Genomic DNA, 17,403 nt, shown 5'->3' on the forward strand with positions numbered 1-17,403 from the left:
CGTCTGGCCTCCACAAAATGGGCCAGCGTCAACACCAACAGTGGCAAGCAGACCAAGCATGCACTAACATTATAAACGGATCACCCCATCGGGGCAGACCAATATACTCAACCTAATAAACGCCACGGCTTTACGTGAAATGGCACGCGCCCAACGGTGAGCTAACAATTCTTTCGTTAAGAGCCTCCACTCTCCCCGTCATTTCATTTGAAAAACATACGCGGTATATAAAGTAAATAGACTTCAGAGAAGTCGATATAAAATATGAAACAAACAATGTTCCTTTCACAGAATTAAGTACCTCTCCCGGCTTTCTCTTAAAAGCCTGCATACCCAGCAAAGTTGATTTCTTCAATAAGTTCAACCAAAGCAGGATTCACATTCAGTGCTAGACTAGGCGCAGGGCGTCAAGAGCTAGCCCTGACGGACATAATATCCTACCGAAACAAAAAACGTGACGCTGATCCAAATCGACGCCACGTAAGTCTCCTTATGTGCGAAATGATCATCGAATTCGGGCTATTCAACTGTCACAGACTTCGCCAGATTGCGTGGCTGATCGACATCGGTCCCCATCAGCAATGCTGTGTGATAGGCCAACATCTGGATTGGCAGAGCATAAACAAGCGGTGTGATAAACTCAGGCACGTCCGGCAAAACAATGGTGGCCATCGTGTCGATGCTAGCAGATTCGGCACCCTTCTTATCGGTGATGAGAATGATACGACCACCGCGTGCTGCTACTTCCTGCATGTTGGAAACAGTCTTCTCATAAAGACGATCAGAAGGCGCAATGACGACGATAGGCATCGTCTCATCGATCAGCGCAATCGGTCCGTGCTTGAGTTCGCCAGCCCCATAGCCTTCAGCATGGATGTAGGAAATTTCCTTGAGCTTCAGCGCGCCTTCCATAGCCAGCGGAAAGGATGTTCCGCGCCCGAGATAAAGCACATGATTGACCTTCGCGAGCTCATGGCAGACGGCAGCAATCTGGTCTTCAAGCTTGAGAACCTGATTGATGAAACGCGGTGCTTCGGAAAGCTGGCGCACCAATTCCTGTTCGCGCTTGTCATCAATGGTGCCGCGTGCTTTTGCAGCAGCAATGACGAGCGATGCCATCGTTGAAAGCTGGCACGTAAAAGCCTTTGTGGATGCAACACCAATTTCAGGACCGGCGAGTGTCGGGAACACAGCATCCGATTCACGGGCAATGGTCGAACCGGTGACATTCACCACAGAAGCAATCTTCAGACCCTGTGACTTACAATAGCGCAGCGAGGCAAGTGTATCCGCTGTTTCACCAGACTGAGAAACAAACATCGCGAGCGAATCTTTTGAAAGCGGCATTTCGCGATAGCGGAATTCCGACGCAATATCGCTATCGACCGGCAGACGTGCGATCTGCTCAAACCAGTATTTACCAACCGAAGCAGCGTAGAACGCCGTACCGCAAGCGGAGAGCGTCAGCCGATCAATCTTGCTGAAATCTATGCTGACTGCTTCCGGACGCACCTTACCAGTGGTGAAGTCGAGATAATTCGCGAGCGTATGGGAAATCACTTCTGGCTGCTCGAACATCTCTTTTTGCATGAAGTGGCGATGATTGCCCTTCGAGACCTGCATGTTGGCTGTCTGCGACTTCTGGATCGCGCGCTCAACCTCTACATTGTTCTCGTCATAGACGGTAACGCCCTTACGGGTCAGCACAGCCCAGTCGCCATCTTCAAGATAAGCAATCGTATCGGTGAATGGCGATAGTGCAATAGCGTCAGAGCCGAGGAACATTTCACCGTCACCATAGCCAACGGCCAGTGGTGGTCCCTGACGCGCACCGATCAAGGTTTCTTCGTCGCCCTCAAACAGGAAAGCGAGGGCAAAAGCACCCTGCAACAATGGCAGACAATCGCGCACGGCTTCAACCGGCGATTTGCCCTTATTCAGCTCACGCGTCACGAGATGCGCAACTGCTTCGGTATCGGTCTCTGTCTCGAACTTGTAGCCTTCAGCTGAAAGCATAGCGCGCAGTTCAGCAAAGTTTTCGATAATGCCATTATGAACCACAGCCAAACGTGGCGTGATATGCGGATGCGCATTGCGCTCAACAGGCTTGCCATGTGTGGCCCAACGCGTATGGCCAATGCCAATCACACCCGGAAGTGGCTCGCCTGCAAGACGCTTTTCCAGATTGACCAGCTTGCCTTCCGCGCGACGGCGATCAAGCTTTCCATCCAGCAGCGTAGCAATACCAGCGGAATCATAGCCGCGATATTCAAGCCGCTTCAGCGCATCAACCAGACGCGGTGCAACTTCGTCATTGCCGATGATGCCAATAATTCCACACATAGAGTGCTCCAGATAAGTAGTCTCATTAATAATCGGAGTTATTTCAAAACGAAAAACGATGCAATGAGAATATCTTTGCCCTTTACGTTTTTAAAAATAAACCTGCTTTTCGCGTAAAGCATTGAACTGTTGAGTTCCACCTAGAGGCGAGCCGGAATAACGGGTAATTACCATTGAGAACTGACGGAGTGGGGTGCGGATAAAAACTTGGACTGGTTTTCCGTCACAACGCCAAGACTGTTTCGATATTCGATTGGGCTTCGTGCGCCAAGCGATATCTTGATCCGTTTCTCGTTGTACCACCGAATGTAGCCATCGACTTCCTTGATAAACTGCTCAAGTGTGGTGGTCTTCCATTCACGGGAGTAGAAGAGCTCTGTTTTCAGCCTGCCGAAGAGGCCTTCACATGCTGCGTTATCTGGCGAACACGCCTTACGTGACATTGAGCGGACCAGCTTCGCATCACTGATCCTCGATAGCCAAACCGGCCAACGATAGTGTGCACCCCAATCAAAATGTACTATTGGTCGTTCATCTGTACCTCTGATAGTTTCTATGGCGGCATCAAGCGTTATATTAACCAATTCCGCATCTGGTCTCGTTCCCAGTGACCAGCTGATAACCAAACCATCGAAACAGTCGATGATGGGTGAGAGATACACCTTGCCAGCCGGGATATGGAATTCCGTGATATCAGTCAGCCATTTCTCATTCGGCGTTGTGGCCTGGAAGTCGCGATTAATAAGGTTCTCGGGTGCCGGACTGATTTCTCCGAGATAAGAGCGATATCGCCGCCGCTTTGGCGTGGCAACGATCAGGTTCTCCTGTTTCATCAAGCGCTGCACAACTTTCTCTGAGATTATAACGGATTGTTTGGCCAATGAAGCCTGTAGCCTGCGGTAGCCATAGCATCGACGGTTCGCTTCGAAGATTTCGGCGATGCTTTGACGAATAGTGAGGTACTTGTCGGTCATCCTCATGCGGGCTCGATGATAAAAATATGAGCTGCGCGCCAGTCCCAACAGAGCAAGCAGATCGCAGAGTTGATAAAGATTTTTTAGGGTGTCAACCAACAGCGTTTTCTCCCGATTACTCAGAAGTTGCAGATCGACGCCCAGGTCTGCATACGCGCAGCTTTTCGGCCAGAGCCTGAGCACTTTCTTGCCGATTATAAATTCCGACGACGCCAGCCTTCTTCAATGCGTCAGGGTATCGTGGACATCCAGTTCTTCCCATGACAGCTTTACTCGTTTCGGGAAACGCCTCACGAGCCCATGCTGTCAACGTTGCACGACCGGGATAGCCCAAAGCGCGCATCGTTGCAGAAACTTAACGACCATGCGTGCGGTAGTACTCAACAGCCGCTTCCTTCTGCGCCTGTGTGAGCTTCGGGGTTCGGGTCGCAAATCCTAAACACAGATCAAGATGGTGCTCATATTCCTGGTACCAGCCCTTCAAAGCATTCTTGCTTGGATAGCCCAACTGGCGAATAGTGGCCTTCGCACGCTTGCCCAGCTTGATATAAAGCGCAACAGCTCGCATCCGATCTTCGTAGGAAGACATGAACTACCTCTATGATAGTCCAAGTTTTTGTCCGCCCCCCTCCGGCTCACATCTGGGTGGAAATCAGCAATAATATCTTAAATATGACAAAAACGATAAGGAATTCCCACAGTTGCATTAATACAACAATGTGATACGCTAAATTGAAAATAATTAAAGGGACATATTAATTACAACGAATTTTAAGTGAAGCGTTCTTGAGTAAAATGCAAGAAAAAAAGCCTCAAAAAGTTGTTAGAGATACATACTGATAAACCCCACCAATGCAAAAAATAGAGCAAACACTGTCAGACCGATATTAAAATAGACTATCATGGCTGCCTCACAACGAATGACTATCGCATTACAAAGGCAATTGCTAATGAAATTGAGGCGAATTGATGGTCTGAATGAACGTTAGTATTCACGCGAAATCCAGCAGCATGCAAGAATTGCTATTACGGCAATCCCTGTGGAAACCGCCATTTCATCTATTAGAACATCGCTTAGAGGCGATCTACCCTCAGTACGCACAATTTGAGACCTATTCCTTGAAAATCGACACGACCGAACTTATAAAGTGATCTTGGCTATATCTTGTTGCTATCAAATCTCGCCCCGCCTCTGAATCTTCATAGAATTTTTCGATGGTTATATTAGATATATAATCAACGATTTCTTCTTCTTTATCAAAAATCATTGATGGTGGGTAAATATACTCGCATCCGTCCCAGCGCAGAACGAGACTTTTCCCGCCACCGGAGAACCCATCCAGAACAGCTAGATGAAAACTTTCAGGAAACTCACCTGACACGCTGGTCGAAAGGACAAAACCGATCTTACGTTCAGACAGAGCTTCGGGTATTTTTGCAAATCCGACAATATTCAAGTGATCTGACAAGTCATTCTTTCGAATAAACTCATTACACTCTGCATAATACTGCATCTCTGCGCGATCACGTGTAATCCAGCTAAAATTCTCAGGTCCGTGTCCAAATACATCAAGAGAATATCTCGCATCTTTTTCTCTCAGCGAAGCCAATATCCTAAGCATTCGCATAAAACCCTTACGGCTGGGTACAATCCCTATTGCTCCCAAATTAAACAGCCGTTCCGGCACAGGATGCGTATCTTTTGCACCGCACGAAGCATAGTTAGGAACCAGCCGCACCTTATCGCGTGGAATAATCGGAAATTTTTGTAAAAGTCGCTCAAAGAACAAAACGGATACTGTCACTATCGAATTGACAGCATCAACATTCAGCGCCTCTCCATAATTTCTTTGCAGTTCCATCCTATGCATACGAATGATCAGTTTCTGATCCCACCGCTTGTTTCTGGAATACCAAACTGCATTTCCCAGAAGCCATTCGCACCAGATGTACTCCGCCCATTGCAAAAGCTGCCGGCTTTGTTTTTCGTCATGCTCTTCATGGCCTTTCCATTCATCGAGCCTAATATTGAAATGATCCTTTAGCGCCTCAATGCTGGGCAGGATGAATTTGAGGTCATAGCCAGCAATCAACAACCTTGGTTTACAAGCATCAACAAAGCCCACATAATCGCGTGACGATATAGATTCCAGTATCTCCAAATAATGTTGATTGAAAGTGTTTTTGTTCAGGTGTGCAGATATCGGTTCCAAGAAATCGCAAAATTCTCGAAAAGTTACTTCGTCAACATCTCCAGTACCATGAAAAACCAAAGCTCTTAAGGCCGTGACTAAGCCGACATGAAGCCGAATTTCATAGTAGCTGACCCCAATCTCTTTTAATTTCCTCTCTGCTTCAGTCCAGACATGTAGATGATTTTTGAGTTCTCGCCGACCATATTGCTGCGTGCTAGACGCTTTACGCGCCAGGCGCTTGTTATACGTAAATGTCGGATGATCAATATAATGAATACTATCGGATTTCACCAAAATCTCAATAAGAAATAACGTATCCTCCCCCAATCTTATATGATCTTGCCATTTTATAGAACTATCTGTAATAATACTTCTCTTTATTAAGGAAACAACCGTCGTACTCTGGGAGGTGATAATCGTTGATATCTTTTCAGATTTGCAGGACTCTTCTTTCCAGTTGGGAATTCTGTTCAGTGCCCGCGAACGTCCATTGCCGTCATCGACAATCAAATAACCTCGAACAATGCAAGCATTCTTTGCTACAGCATAATCGTAATGCGCCCTCAGTGTATCTGGGAAAAGGGTATCATCACAATCTAGATAGAAAATATACTGGCCGCATGCCTTCTGAGTTCCAAAATTCCTCGGCTTGGAAGGGGAACCGCTATTTGCCTCTAAACGATGGACAGACCAGCTCGGTTCACCTTCACAAACCTCCTGAAGATACAAATACGTCCCATCGGATGAACAGTCATCGACAAAAATAACTTCGAAATCATCTGCCGGGAAGTCAAGAGCATGCAATGAACTAACGCACGCTTCTATTTTTCCACGAGCATTGTAACATGGGATAATAATCGATATTTTCACTGTTTACCTTACACGTAGAACATTGAATTCCAGCAATCCTGATTTCCTTGATTTATCATAGATAAAAACCCGGACGACGATGATAACAACGGTCTATCTTTTGCGATTTGAGCCACATTGTACTTTTTCTTATCGGGATCAAACCCTATGTATCGTTCACCAGCGTATGGCAAATGCAACAGCGCCTTACCTAGCCAAGTCACTGGGGGGAAAATGCAATTAGCCACATGAAGCATATTCGCAGTCTGAATTATGTCTCTTACAGGATCGCGATATTTTTCCAAATATGATTCTGAAATAACCGTACAGCCATATCGGTTATAATCTTGATAATAAATGGCGACTTCATCATCATTTATTGCTTTAGATAAAAGTAGCAACAATTTTATGTCAGGAAAAAGAACTTCCAGCTCGGAAAAATAATCAATAGTCGCTTTAGCTTCATCATGGTTTTTTATTCGGGAAACTAGCGTCGTTGATTTATCATTCTTCCGATGGGGAAACCCAATTGAATCCAGGATGAATCCCCAGCGCTTTTCATAAGTGTGGTTTTCTAGAACGTCGCACAACGCACTTTCGCGGATGGCATCCACATTTTCATCGGACAAAGCTTTCAAGCGAGAGGGCTCGAGGTCGACAAAGACCACATTCTCACCAAACATAGCATTGACACCAGCAGAGTAATTGGACAGCACCAGGGTATTACTCGACATCAACTCAAAGACTCGACGCGCGAACATCGTCGTTGAATCCGTAACCGTATTAAAATTCAACCCAAAGAGGCTAGATTTATAAACTTTATCCAGTTGCTTATGGCTAACAGGAGGCAGAAGATAAGGACAGAACCTTTCTGGGAAAATATGATTCTGGTCCGTGGTTCCAAAGTATCTATCAATTATTTTAAGTGAATAACCATCCGCCAAAAACCTATCCAGCACCCGCTCCATTAATAACGAGCGCTCCTTATGCACGGCATACCAACTGCCAGCAAAGACGATATCTCTCGTTCTATTTTCAGCGTACTCAATAGGATTGAAAATCCGTGGTTGCGTTGCAAAAGGTAAAGCAAAGACATTCTTGCATCCATACTCCTGCTTGTATCGTTCTACGCACTCCGCAGACGAGGTAAAAACGTAGTCGAAAAGCTGAGCCGTCTTGATAAAATCGTGCACTTTATCATCGAAATGAGTTGGATCTTCTTTGTTCCAAAATACGGTCGGAATGCCATGTACCTTACAATATTTTAATATACTTAAAAGTGCTCCGCGATTTTCATTTTTAAAATTCACGCTCGCATAGACCTGCCCCTTCCATGGTCGACTGACAGAGTCAGGTCCCGACCATGCGGATTCACAGAAAAATAGATCGGGCCTCTCTGATTCGAAGCGCTCCCTCCAGTTGTTGGGGTTCACAGGAATTGCTATGAACTCACATGCAAAACTGCCGAACGAGAATTCGTCAAGAATGGTTGCAACCTTGATATGCGAAGCAAATGATGCGACCTTCTCGTTTTTAGTCGCCTTAACTGCTGCTACCGCTTGCCGACCATTGTGACTTTGCAGCACTACCGCTGCTGGATGAACATTACCGCTTTTGAGCCGCCACCAATGAACCACTTTCCGTGCGGGGCGCTCTAAACCCGGACGAACCTTAATCTCTCTGATGACAAAATCTTTAATCCGCCGGCTTAGTGGACGTGTGTTAGTGCTTTTTTTTTGTATACTCTTTGATATACCTCTGACCGTCAACGCAATTATGGCAAAAGGTAGCCGCAAAAAGCCCGATAGAGATGTCCCAGCTTCAATAAATTTCATTGATAAAAGGTAAGAAGTACTATTGACAACATCGTCAAATCTACGCTGTAAAGAATCGGTATTTCTCTGCAAAATCTCATTCTGAGCCTTTATCTCAATTTCTTTAGTCTTAAAATAACTTTCCTTTTCTTGGAGCTGATCGTTTTTACTAGTCAAATCATTTGAAAGTATATCAACTCTCTGTTCAAGTGTCTTACTTTTGGAAAGAGCATCATTTTGCGCACGATAAGCCAAGCGCAATTGCTCGCGCAGCCTATATTCCTGAAATACCTCACGTTGTATGAGCCTTTCGACCTGCTCATTTATCGAAATACTTGCCAAAGGACGGAAGCAATGAGTTGGAGTCGCATTAAAGCCCTCCCAATATCCATATCCTAACTCAGCCAAATAGGTCGATATCTGCCGGTAGCTCGCTTCGGTGGCACTTTCTATGTAAAGAAATGGACGGTCACGCAGAATTAATTCCCGGCCACCTTCCAAAACGTCCAACTCCATACCCTCGACATCAATCTTGATAATTTTTACGGGTGAAGGAATCCGCTGATCATCTAGACTTGCGATTTCTATATCGCCATCGCCAACCTGTAATTTTTGCGCACCAAGATTTTCTGGTATATCTTTTTCAAAATGTGCCTGTCCCGATATTTTACCCAAACCTATATTGTGAACAGTAACAGCATCTTCCAATGAGTTTAATTGAACACTTCGACGTATTGCGTCAGCTAAGTGCCGGTTCGGTTCGAAGGCCAACACCCGAGCTCGTCCAACGCCAGCAAGATAAAGAGTATGGTTGCCGACATTCGCGCCTATATCGAGGACGATGTCGTCTTTCTGTAAATGAGAACACATATTAATGAGCATATCCCGCTCGTATGGAATCTTCTGATTAAAAATATAAGACTGGATATAATCCCCACCCCTATCGGGCAGATAAATTGAATATTCTAGGCCGCCATCAGAAATACGAACAATACCCTCAGATTCTATGTTTTTTTTCGAGTCCATACTTATGCGCCTTTACGATCTTTAATGTTAGTCCGACCGGCTTGAATTAAAACTATAACTATATTTGATCTAAAAATAAAATGTATTGCATATAAAGATTCCCCAAAGGTCATAGCTTAACAAGCTTTACCATCAGGTTCGTTAACCTCTTTATCATTCCCCAGACGACCATTCGTCTATATCGCAAAACATTTTAACATGCCCGGCGTGCAACTCCAGTACCTTGGTGCACGTGCGTTTAATTAGTGAATGATTATGGCTGGCAAGAACGATTATTCCGGCCTTCTCGGCCATACTATTCATGCGCAGTTTAGCCTTTTCCTGAAAACTTGGGTCACCAGCTCCGATCCATTCATCCATGAGAAGAATTTCCGGTTCGAAGCTCGTCGCTATAGCAAAGGCCAGACGTGCTGCCATGCCTTGGCTGTAAGACTTCAACGGCATGTCGATGAAATCGCCCAGTTCGCTAAACTCAATGATAGGTTCCATGCGTTCCGCAATTTGATTCGGTGACCAGCCATTGATCAAGCCCCGAAGCTCAATATTACGACGCCCTGTCGCACCACTTCGAAAACCGAGATTGATATTGAAAAGTGCATCGATCTTGCCATTAACCTCTAGATCTCCCCCGGAAGGCTCATAGATACCATACAAGACCTTTAGCAGCGTTGTCTTCCCTGCTCCATTCGAGCCGATCAAACCCAAACGGTCGCCGGCCTTCAGATCAAAGCTCACATCGTCCAACGCCTTTACCTCGCTGTGACGGCCAGAGCGAATAATGGTACCTCCCGGCCTTGATGCCGCCGACAAAAACTGGCCTCGGGAAAGCAAAACCGGTTGAACCAGCTTGTATATCAGTCTAAGATTATCCGCGTGAATTGATACCATTATAAGACAAACACAACCTTTTTTCGATAACGACCCATTAGAAACAGTGCCAATATCCAAGCCAGAGCGCAGATAAATATACACAGACAGAACGCCTTGATTGGCATAAAGCCGTCAATGACCGGCAACCTCACCATTTCCAAGAAATATGTGAAGGGATTATACTGGTAAAACACGTGCCGAACCCCGTGACTACCATTATAGGTCCAAAACACCGGTGTCAGAAACATACCCACGCGCATCGCATTCGACACTAGATAATGACTATCAGGGAAATAAGCCCCCAGAAAGGCAAAAACAGTTACTACAGCGGGCGCAGCGATAATGATCACGATAATACCAAGACCGCTCCACAACCAAGAGGCGGATGGATAAACCCCCACTAGTAGCAGTACCCCGAAGCAACCGAGTAAAGCATAGCTGTTGCGAATAACGGATTGCATCGTTAAGCGAAAAATATACGTAGAAAGCGGTAAGGGTGTACCCTTGATGAAACTCTCCTCACGAGAGAATAGCGTCACGCCTTGCGTAATGATTTCTAGAATAAAGAACCATATCAGTAGCCCTACCGAGATGTACGCTAGGTAGTTTTGGTTTCCGGATCCTGTCTGCATAACAAAGCCAAAAGTAGCAATGAAAGTCAGATAGTTAATAAGAAGCCATAACGGGCCTAGCATAGTATTTTTATGATTGTCGCTAATATCTTCTTTTGCAAATGCCAACCACAGACGCCGATTGCTCCAACCAACCAGAAAATCATCTATACCTTTTCGCAACACATTGCTCATGCTGAAGCCTTAATCCAAATCTAACAAAAATCGAAATCTGCGTACGCTCCTGATCATTCTCGTAATGCACTATGATGATCCATCCCGGAGCGATTTGCTCTCGGGCATTAATGATCTTTACACCCACAAGCCACGTGTATCGATAACCCGTTGGCGGGCGGCGTCCGGCCGTTTATCGCTCTTGAATACCGCATGATCGACAAGCAACACGCAAATATCGGCCGTTGCCAGGGCTTCTCCAACGTCCATCAGTTGGGTATCGCCAAGCAGGGCCGGTATGGTTTCAATGTGGGGCTCCACTACCAACAACCGGATATCATTCCGACCCGAGAGTTGCCGCGCGATATCCAGTGCGGGACTTTCACGCAGATCATCAATGTTCGGCTTGAAAGCCAATCCAAAGCACGCGACGATCGGTACTCCTGTCGGATTGTCTTTAAACCAATCGGTAATAGCAGCATCAACTTTATCGAGTACCCATATTGGCTTAGAATCGTTAACTTCACGTGCCCGCCGTACAAGTTTCGCCTGTTCTGGAGCTGATGCCACAATAAACCAGGGATCGACAGCAATGCAATGTCCACCCACACCGGGACCCGGCTGCAGGATGTTAACGCGTGGATGACGATTTGCAAGTCGAATGAGCTCCCAGACATTGATGCCCATCTTATCGCAAATGAACGACAACTCGTTAGCAAACGCAATATTCACATCGCGAAAGCTGTTTTCCGTCAGTTTCGCCAGCTCCGCGGTACGACAATCAGTGACGATGCACTCCCCCTCGACAAAAAGCTGGTAGAGTTCCACCGCGCGCTCAGCGCAGCGCGGAGTCATGCCTCCTATCACACGGTCATTGGACACTAGTTCCTTCAGGACGTGACCCGGGAGTACGCGTTCGGGACAATGAGCGATACGAATGTCCGAGTTTTCACCGTCGCTCTGAGGGAAAGTAAGGTCTGGACGGGCTTCAGCCAGCCAGACGGCCAGCTGCTCGGTAGCTCCGACCGGTACCGTGGATTCCAGAATGACGAGGTCACCAACTTTTAATACTGGAGCAATCGTTTGGGCTGCCGATTTGATATAACTCAAATTCGGTTCCGGTGTGGCACCATTTTCCATCGTCCGGAACGGTGTGGGAACCGCCACGACAAACGCGTCAGAAGGCTCTGGCGTAACCGTGGCACGCAGACGGCCGACCTTTACAACGTCTTGAACGACACGTTCAAGATCGGGTTCCACGATGTGCACTTTACCCTCATTGATCGTTTCGATGACATGGGAAGCGACATCAATACCAATGACAGTCTGCCCCCTGCTGGCCATAACGGCAGCGGTCGGCAGGCCAATATATCCTAATCCAACGACAGCAATACTCTTGAATGTCATGTTCTTAAACGGTCCTTTTGGAAAACTCAGCTGCTACGCGCTCGCAGATACGGGCGGCGGCCTGTCCGTCCCCGTAAGGATTGTGCGCGAGGCTCATCTCACGGTATGCATTTTGATCAACAAGCAATCGCTGCGCCCACGTCGTGATTTGTTCAATGTCGGTTCCGACAAGACGTACGGTCTTTGCGTTCACCGCTTCGGGTCGCTCCGTTGTATCGCGCATAACAAGCACGGGCTTACCCAGAGAAGGTGCTTCTTCCTGCACTCCTCCGGAGTCTGTGATGATCATATATGATTGCATCATTAAATAGATGAAATCGACATATCCGACCGGCTCAATCAACTTTACATTGTTAATACCACCCAAAATGCGCTTCACCGGATCACGTACTGCCGGATTGAAGTGAACAGGATATAGAATGTCCACATCGGGATTAGTGTCTGCAATTGTATGGAGCGCTTGGCATATGCGCTCGAAACCATCGCCAAAATTTTCCCGACGATGGCCCGTCACAAGAATCAATCTTCGATCAGGGCGCAAATAATCATACTGCTTCCGCAAAGCGGCGGCGAGATTCGCCTCTGTCTCAATGCGCAGTTTAGTCGCCAGTAGAGCGTCAATGACGGTATTTCCCGTCACTAGAATCTTGTCAGGATGCACACCCTCGGCCAAAAGATTAGCACTCGCACGGTCAGTTGGCGCAAAATGCAAATTTGCCAGCGCTCCAGTCAATTTGCGATTAGCTTCTTCAGGCCACGGTGAATAAAGATCACCCGTTCGAAGTCCCGCTTCTACATGCCCGACTTTAATTCGTTCATAATACGCGGCAAGAGAGACTGCGAATGTTGTCGAAGTATCGCCATGAACCAGCACAATTTCTGGCCGGACTTCTTTCAATACTTTGCGCATTCCGAGCAGGATAGACGTTGTAACATCTGTTAGGTCCTGATTAGGACGCATAATTGCTAGATCGCTGTCGGGCGTGAGCTTGAAAATCTGGAGAACCTGATCCAGCATCTCACGATGCTGCCCCGTCACGCATATATGTACATCAAAACGATTGTCTCCACGAAGAGCCAACGACAACGGTGCCATTTTGATGGCCTCAGGGCGCGTTCCCATCACACAGAGTGTTTTGATAGATTTCATCGGACCATTCTCATAATAGACTCGGAAACCGGTTACTATCCATTTGGTCGAAACAGCACAACAGCCAATTTGTCACGTTGACTTTCCAACCTTTCAAACGAAACCAATCGTAAAGGTTCGAACGTTTTCAATGTGACTGCAACAAGATACGAGTCATGCGCACAATCGCTGAACCTATGGCAATCCACTGACTAATCTGGCCGTGAGCCTGCGTAGAAGCGTAATTGGGGCATATATAAAACCAGTCAGAAGTGCACATAGCCCACTCAAAATCCATCTAGACCTAAAATATGCGCTGGCTCGTTCATAGGCTAAAGCCTGCATGAAACTGCGATATTCCCTCCACTCCATATGCCTAGCGTGTGTGCAACTAAGCTGCATCAAAGCCCGAAATCGATCATCCCTGCTCGCTCTGCGCGTCGAAGGAGAAATAATCGCGAGCGGCATACCGCAATGTCCGACTGTGGACCGCAAAATCATACGTAGGAGCAAATCCCAGTCCTCATAGACCCTGAGAGCAGGGTTGTAGCCACCAACTTCCAGAAACCATTGCCGCTTCACCATAAGAGTGCTGCCTGCGGCAAAAATCCGACCAGAAATAAGACTTTGCCGAACATTGAAATATTCGTTTTGTCCACGCACAGAAGGCGGATTATTCATTTCATCGCGCTGATATATATAATCGCCTACGCACCCTACCCAATCAGGATTGCTGTTTAGGGCATACAGTTGTGCCAAAACCCGACCAGTTAACGCAATATCATCGGCATCAAGAAAAGCTACGTAGTCGTGCTTAGCTTGCTCAACGCCGATATTGCGCACTGCTCCCGGACCGCAGTTCTCAGAAAGGTCGACTAAGCGGACGGCCGGAATCCAATCACCGGTTTCAATGACCGGCACATGCCTACTGCTATCGTCAACAATAATGATTTCGTCATTTTCATCCAATTGGCTGGCAATAGATGCAATGCAACTTTGAAGACACTCATTCTGGTTGTAGTGTGGTATAATAACGCTTACGGCAGGCCGTTTTACATTCATCACAGCTTCTCCGAAACTTTCAGAGAAGAAGTAGGAAGTTTGACTCTGCGTAGAAACCTCCGTGGGCGTAATAGGCTACGAAATGTCATTCGAGATCATATCCTGGTAAACTGCAAGCGTACGCGAATTGACCGCTTTATTTGAGAAGTAATCCTCAACCTTCCGTCGAGCAGATTCCGCTAAGCGTAGTCGTAGGCTTTCGTCGTACGCAAGCGTTCGTATTGCATCAGCAAGGCTGGAGGCATCTTTCGCTGGCACGAGAAGTCCAGTTTTCATGTGCGAGACAACTTGACGGCAACCCGGCACATCCGTGGTTATGATTGCGCACCCTGACGCACCTGCCTCAAGGAGAGCCTTTGGCAGCCCCTCCCTATAAGACGGCAAACAGAAGATGTCGGCTTGCAATATTGTCTCCGCCATGTTGTTTGAATGCCCCGCCCATTCGACAATGCCCTGGCGTCGCCATTGGTCTAGTTCATCACGGCTGATCCTGCCTAGATTATTAGAGTCCGGTTCGCCTACAAGAATGAAACGATAATCGAGCCGTTCCTTCTGCAAAAACCGCGCTGCATCGACAAACTCCCTAACGCCTTTTTCTTTTAACAAACGCGATGCTAGCATAACAGCAATCCTGCCCATACCCTTCCTTCTTACATATGGAAAAGCATTTAAATCCACTCCCGCCCCTTCTATCACTACCAGTTTATCTGCCTGGACAATTTTACGAAGCACAAGCTCATTGCGGTCATCGTCATTTTCGACAATGGCAACTTTATTCATTCCGTACATGGCAATTTTAAGCGCCTTGATGACTAATGGTCTAAGCAAACGTGCCTTTATTGCATCAGATGAAAAAACAAAACCCATTCCGACCGGGGCATTTACGACCCACTTAATTCTCGAAAGAAAGGCAGCGAACGAACCGACAATAATAGGGCGCAACGCAATATGGTGTACAATGTCCGGCTTAATTTGCCGATAAACTTTTAGGACCTCTGTAATTTCTTTACAGAGTTGTAAAGGTCGCAGACTCGCGCGTTGCATATCGAGATGAACTAAATCAAAACCCGCCGCACGTATTTCTTCACCATGAATACCAACGCGCGTGAGGACATACACCTGAAATCCCGCTTGCTTCGCCGCTTTGGCCCTATCGATAAAATGCGATAAAAAAAACCAATCTTCACTGATGAGATAGATAATTGATCGAGACAATGGGCAACCCTATTGGCAATTTAATTCAACAATAGTTTATATCGTGATCTCAAAAAACGCGATCATAGATCTAGATTATTTCGCCTTTAATAGCCCTGATTTGTAGGGAAAAAAGGTAGCGCGTGAAATCTTCACTAAACGATTGACATAATCTAAAGAGAGGCAGGCTAAGATATTCGAAATTCATTTCATATTCGAGTCGGCCTTCAAGGAAGAGTCTGGAGTTCCATGACAGTAAAGCAAATCATTATCGCATCAACGCATCCCTTTATGGCAGATATGCGATTTGGAACTTCTTATCTTGCTGAATCTCTGTGTGAATTAGGCTGGAATGTTCTATATATCGAACAGCCAACGAGTCCGTTGCATCTTTTCCACCCTCAATCTGCCAAACGTGCACGGCAGAAGACTGTAGGAGCACTCCGTAATTTCACAGGCAATACTAAAAGCTATCAGTTCGGCGACGGTAGTTTGACGCTGCTTCAAACGATTGTTCCATGGCCGCATATTAACATGCCATTGCTCCGCGGTGAGCATATGCTGAACTTTTGGTGGAAATATACCATTCCCAGTCTTCCAAGAGCGTTCAGACACTCTGAACTTATGCATCCAAGGGCCTTTTTAACTGATAGCCCCTATTTTTACTCTTTAGCACAAAACATGAGATTACCTGTCATCTATCGCTATGCAGACCGAATTCAATATTTCTCTGAAGTGACGCCAGCTTTGTTAGTTAAGCAGCAAGTGGCACTGCAGTTGTCAGACATCGTGGTCTACACGTCCAAAGCATTGCAGGTAGATCTGCGAAACAGAGAAAAAACTACTCGTTATCTCCCCAACGGCGTAGACACCTCGCTCTATGGAAAATTAAGTGACGAACCGCCCGAACTAAAAGGTATACCTAAACCACGAATAATCTATAGTGGAACAATTGGGCCGTGGCTGGATGTATCTGCCATTCGTGCAGCAGCCCTCGCACTTCCGGATATGCAGTTTGTTCTACTGGGGAAGTCTAATATAAATCTTCCTTCCATTGCAGGTATTTCAAATATTCATTTTGTTGGGACTGTCCCCTATTTTCGAGTGCCTGAATTTTTACAGCATTCCCAAGTTGGAATCATCCCGTTCGATATAATTAATCAACCGGATCTCGTAATGGCTATTAATCCCTTGAAATTGTATGAGTATTGCGCATCTGGCTTACCGGTCGTGAGCTATATTTCGGAAGAAACGATAAAGGCAGGCAACCGAATCGATTATTATACAACTCCGGATGACTTCATAACCGCGATACAATACGCATTAGCCAGAAATGACGCGATGTGCCGGAAGGAATGGGCCAATGAAATGTCATGGACCAATCGCGCTAAGGAACTGCAGGACCTCATACTTAATTTAGGTCCGAAAAAATTTTAAGGAAGTAGAGGATTAAGTCGTAATCTGGTAATGATACACAATTAGCGGTCTGAAATATAAGAAAACGAATTAGGCTGTCCGCGTCCAAACGCACCTAATAACGTGTAATCTTTTTCATATAATTAATCGTTCAAATTGGTATCTTTGTATCACAGTTAGTGACTGGTCTGCCCCATCGGATGATCCGTGTTTACTGTTAGTGCATGCAGGGTCGATGGTTTGCCCCCTGAAAAGTGATCCTTCATGAAGTATGGCTTATGAGCCTCAGAAGGACATTGAAATGGCAGTGAAAAGACACAAGGCAGAAGAGATCATCAC

10 protein-coding genes and 1 pseudogene are annotated in these 17,403 nt (G+C 46.3%); 1 reads left to right on the forward strand and 10 read right to left on the reverse strand.

The genetic code is table 11. From position 1 onward, the window contains the following. Positions 1 to 519: 519 nt before the first annotated feature. The 10 genes and pseudogenes from glmS to WH356_RS23430 form a co-directional block, all read right to left on the reverse strand. A complete protein-coding gene (glmS, locus tag WH356_RS23385; RefSeq protein ID WP_339515201.1) occupies positions 520 to 2,343 on the reverse strand; it encodes a glutamine--fructose-6-phosphate transaminase (isomerizing) in 1,824 nt (607 codons plus the stop codon). A gap of 167 nt (positions 2,344 to 2,510) precedes the next feature. Next, positions 2,511 to 3,906 (reverse strand): annotated as a pseudogene (locus WH356_RS23390) (IS3 family transposase). A 523-nt stretch (positions 3,907 to 4,429) separates the two neighbouring features. Then, positions 4,430 to 6,382: a glycosyltransferase gene (locus WH356_RS23395; RefSeq protein WP_339515203.1), complete on the reverse strand. Its 1,953-nt coding sequence runs from the start codon at positions 6,380 to 6,382 to the stop codon at positions 4,430 to 4,432. Between the two features lie 8 nt (positions 6,383 to 6,390). Continuing rightward, positions 6,391 to 9,201, reverse strand: a complete 2,811-nt coding sequence (locus WH356_RS23400) for an FkbM family methyltransferase (RefSeq protein WP_339515205.1) — start codon at positions 9,199 to 9,201, stop codon at positions 6,391 to 6,393. Positions 9,202 to 9,354: 153 nt separating this feature from the next. Then, positions 9,355 to 9,936 (reverse strand): ABC transporter ATP-binding protein, encoded by a 582-nt coding sequence (locus WH356_RS23405; RefSeq protein WP_339515219.1) that lies wholly within the window; start codon positions 9,934 to 9,936, stop codon positions 9,355 to 9,357. A 152-nt stretch (positions 9,937 to 10,088) separates the two neighbouring features. After that, complete coding sequence (locus WH356_RS23410; RefSeq protein WP_339515207.1) at positions 10,089 to 10,877, reverse strand: ABC transporter permease; 789 nt, start codon at positions 10,875 to 10,877, stop codon at positions 10,089 to 10,091. A gap of 117 nt (positions 10,878 to 10,994) precedes the next feature. Then, positions 10,995 to 12,263, reverse strand: coding sequence for a UDP-N-acetyl-D-mannosamine dehydrogenase (gene wecC, locus WH356_RS23415; protein ID WP_339515209.1), 1,269 nt, complete (start codon positions 12,261 to 12,263; stop codon positions 10,995 to 10,997). Positions 12,264 to 12,267: 4 nt separating this feature from the next. After that, the gene (gene wecB / locus WH356_RS23420; RefSeq protein WP_339515211.1) at positions 12,268 to 13,413 is read right to left on the reverse strand and encodes a non-hydrolyzing UDP-N-acetylglucosamine 2-epimerase; all 1,146 of its coding nucleotides are present in this window, start codon (positions 13,411 to 13,413) and stop codon (positions 12,268 to 12,270) included. A gap of 174 nt (positions 13,414 to 13,587) precedes the next feature. Next, entirely contained in the window at positions 13,588 to 14,454 is an 867-nt protein-coding gene (locus WH356_RS23425; protein WP_339515213.1) for a glycosyltransferase family 2 protein, read from the reverse strand. A gap of 75 nt (positions 14,455 to 14,529) precedes the next feature. Next, the gene (locus WH356_RS23430) at positions 14,530 to 15,669 is read right to left on the reverse strand and encodes a glycosyltransferase family 4 protein (RefSeq protein ID WP_339515215.1); all 1,140 of its coding nucleotides are present in this window, start codon (positions 15,667 to 15,669) and stop codon (positions 14,530 to 14,532) included. A gap of 228 nt (positions 15,670 to 15,897) precedes the next feature. Between WH356_RS23430 and WH356_RS23435 the strand changes: the two genes are divergently transcribed. After that, positions 15,898 to 17,085: a glycosyltransferase gene (locus tag WH356_RS23435; RefSeq protein ID WP_339515217.1), complete on the forward strand. Its 1,188-nt coding sequence runs from the start codon at positions 15,898 to 15,900 to the stop codon at positions 17,083 to 17,085. The last annotated feature ends 318 nt before the right edge of the window (positions 17,086 to 17,403 follow it).

Origin of the sequence: Ochrobactrum sp. MYb379, assembly GCF_037479515.1 — a bacterium.
Classification (GTDB): Bacteria; Pseudomonadota; Alphaproteobacteria; order Rhizobiales; family Rhizobiaceae; genus Brucella.

Coding starts and splice junctions, on each gene's coding strand:
- glmS (WP_339515201.1), bottom strand. CDS start 2,343: ATGTGTGGAATTATTGGCATCATCGGCAATGACGAAGTTGCACCGCGT.
- WH356_RS23400 (WP_339515205.1), bottom strand. CDS start 9,201: ATGGACTCGAAAAAAAACATAGAATCTGAGGGTATTGTTCGTATTTCT.
- WH356_RS23410 (WP_339515207.1), bottom strand. CDS start 10,877: ATGAGCAATGTGTTGCGAAAAGGTATAGATGATTTTCTGGTTGGTTGG.
- wecC (WP_339515209.1), bottom strand. CDS start 12,263: ATGACATTCAAGAGTATTGCTGTCGTTGGATTAGGATATATTGGCCTG.
- wecB (WP_339515211.1), bottom strand. CDS start 13,413: ATGAAATCTATCAAAACACTCTGTGTGATGGGAACGCGCCCTGAGGCC.
- WH356_RS23425 (WP_339515213.1), bottom strand. CDS start 14,454: ATGAATGTAAAACGGCCTGCCGTAAGCGTTATTATACCACACTACAAC.
- WH356_RS23435 (WP_339515217.1), top strand. CDS start 15,898: ATGACAGTAAAGCAAATCATTATCGCATCAACGCATCCCTTTATGGCA.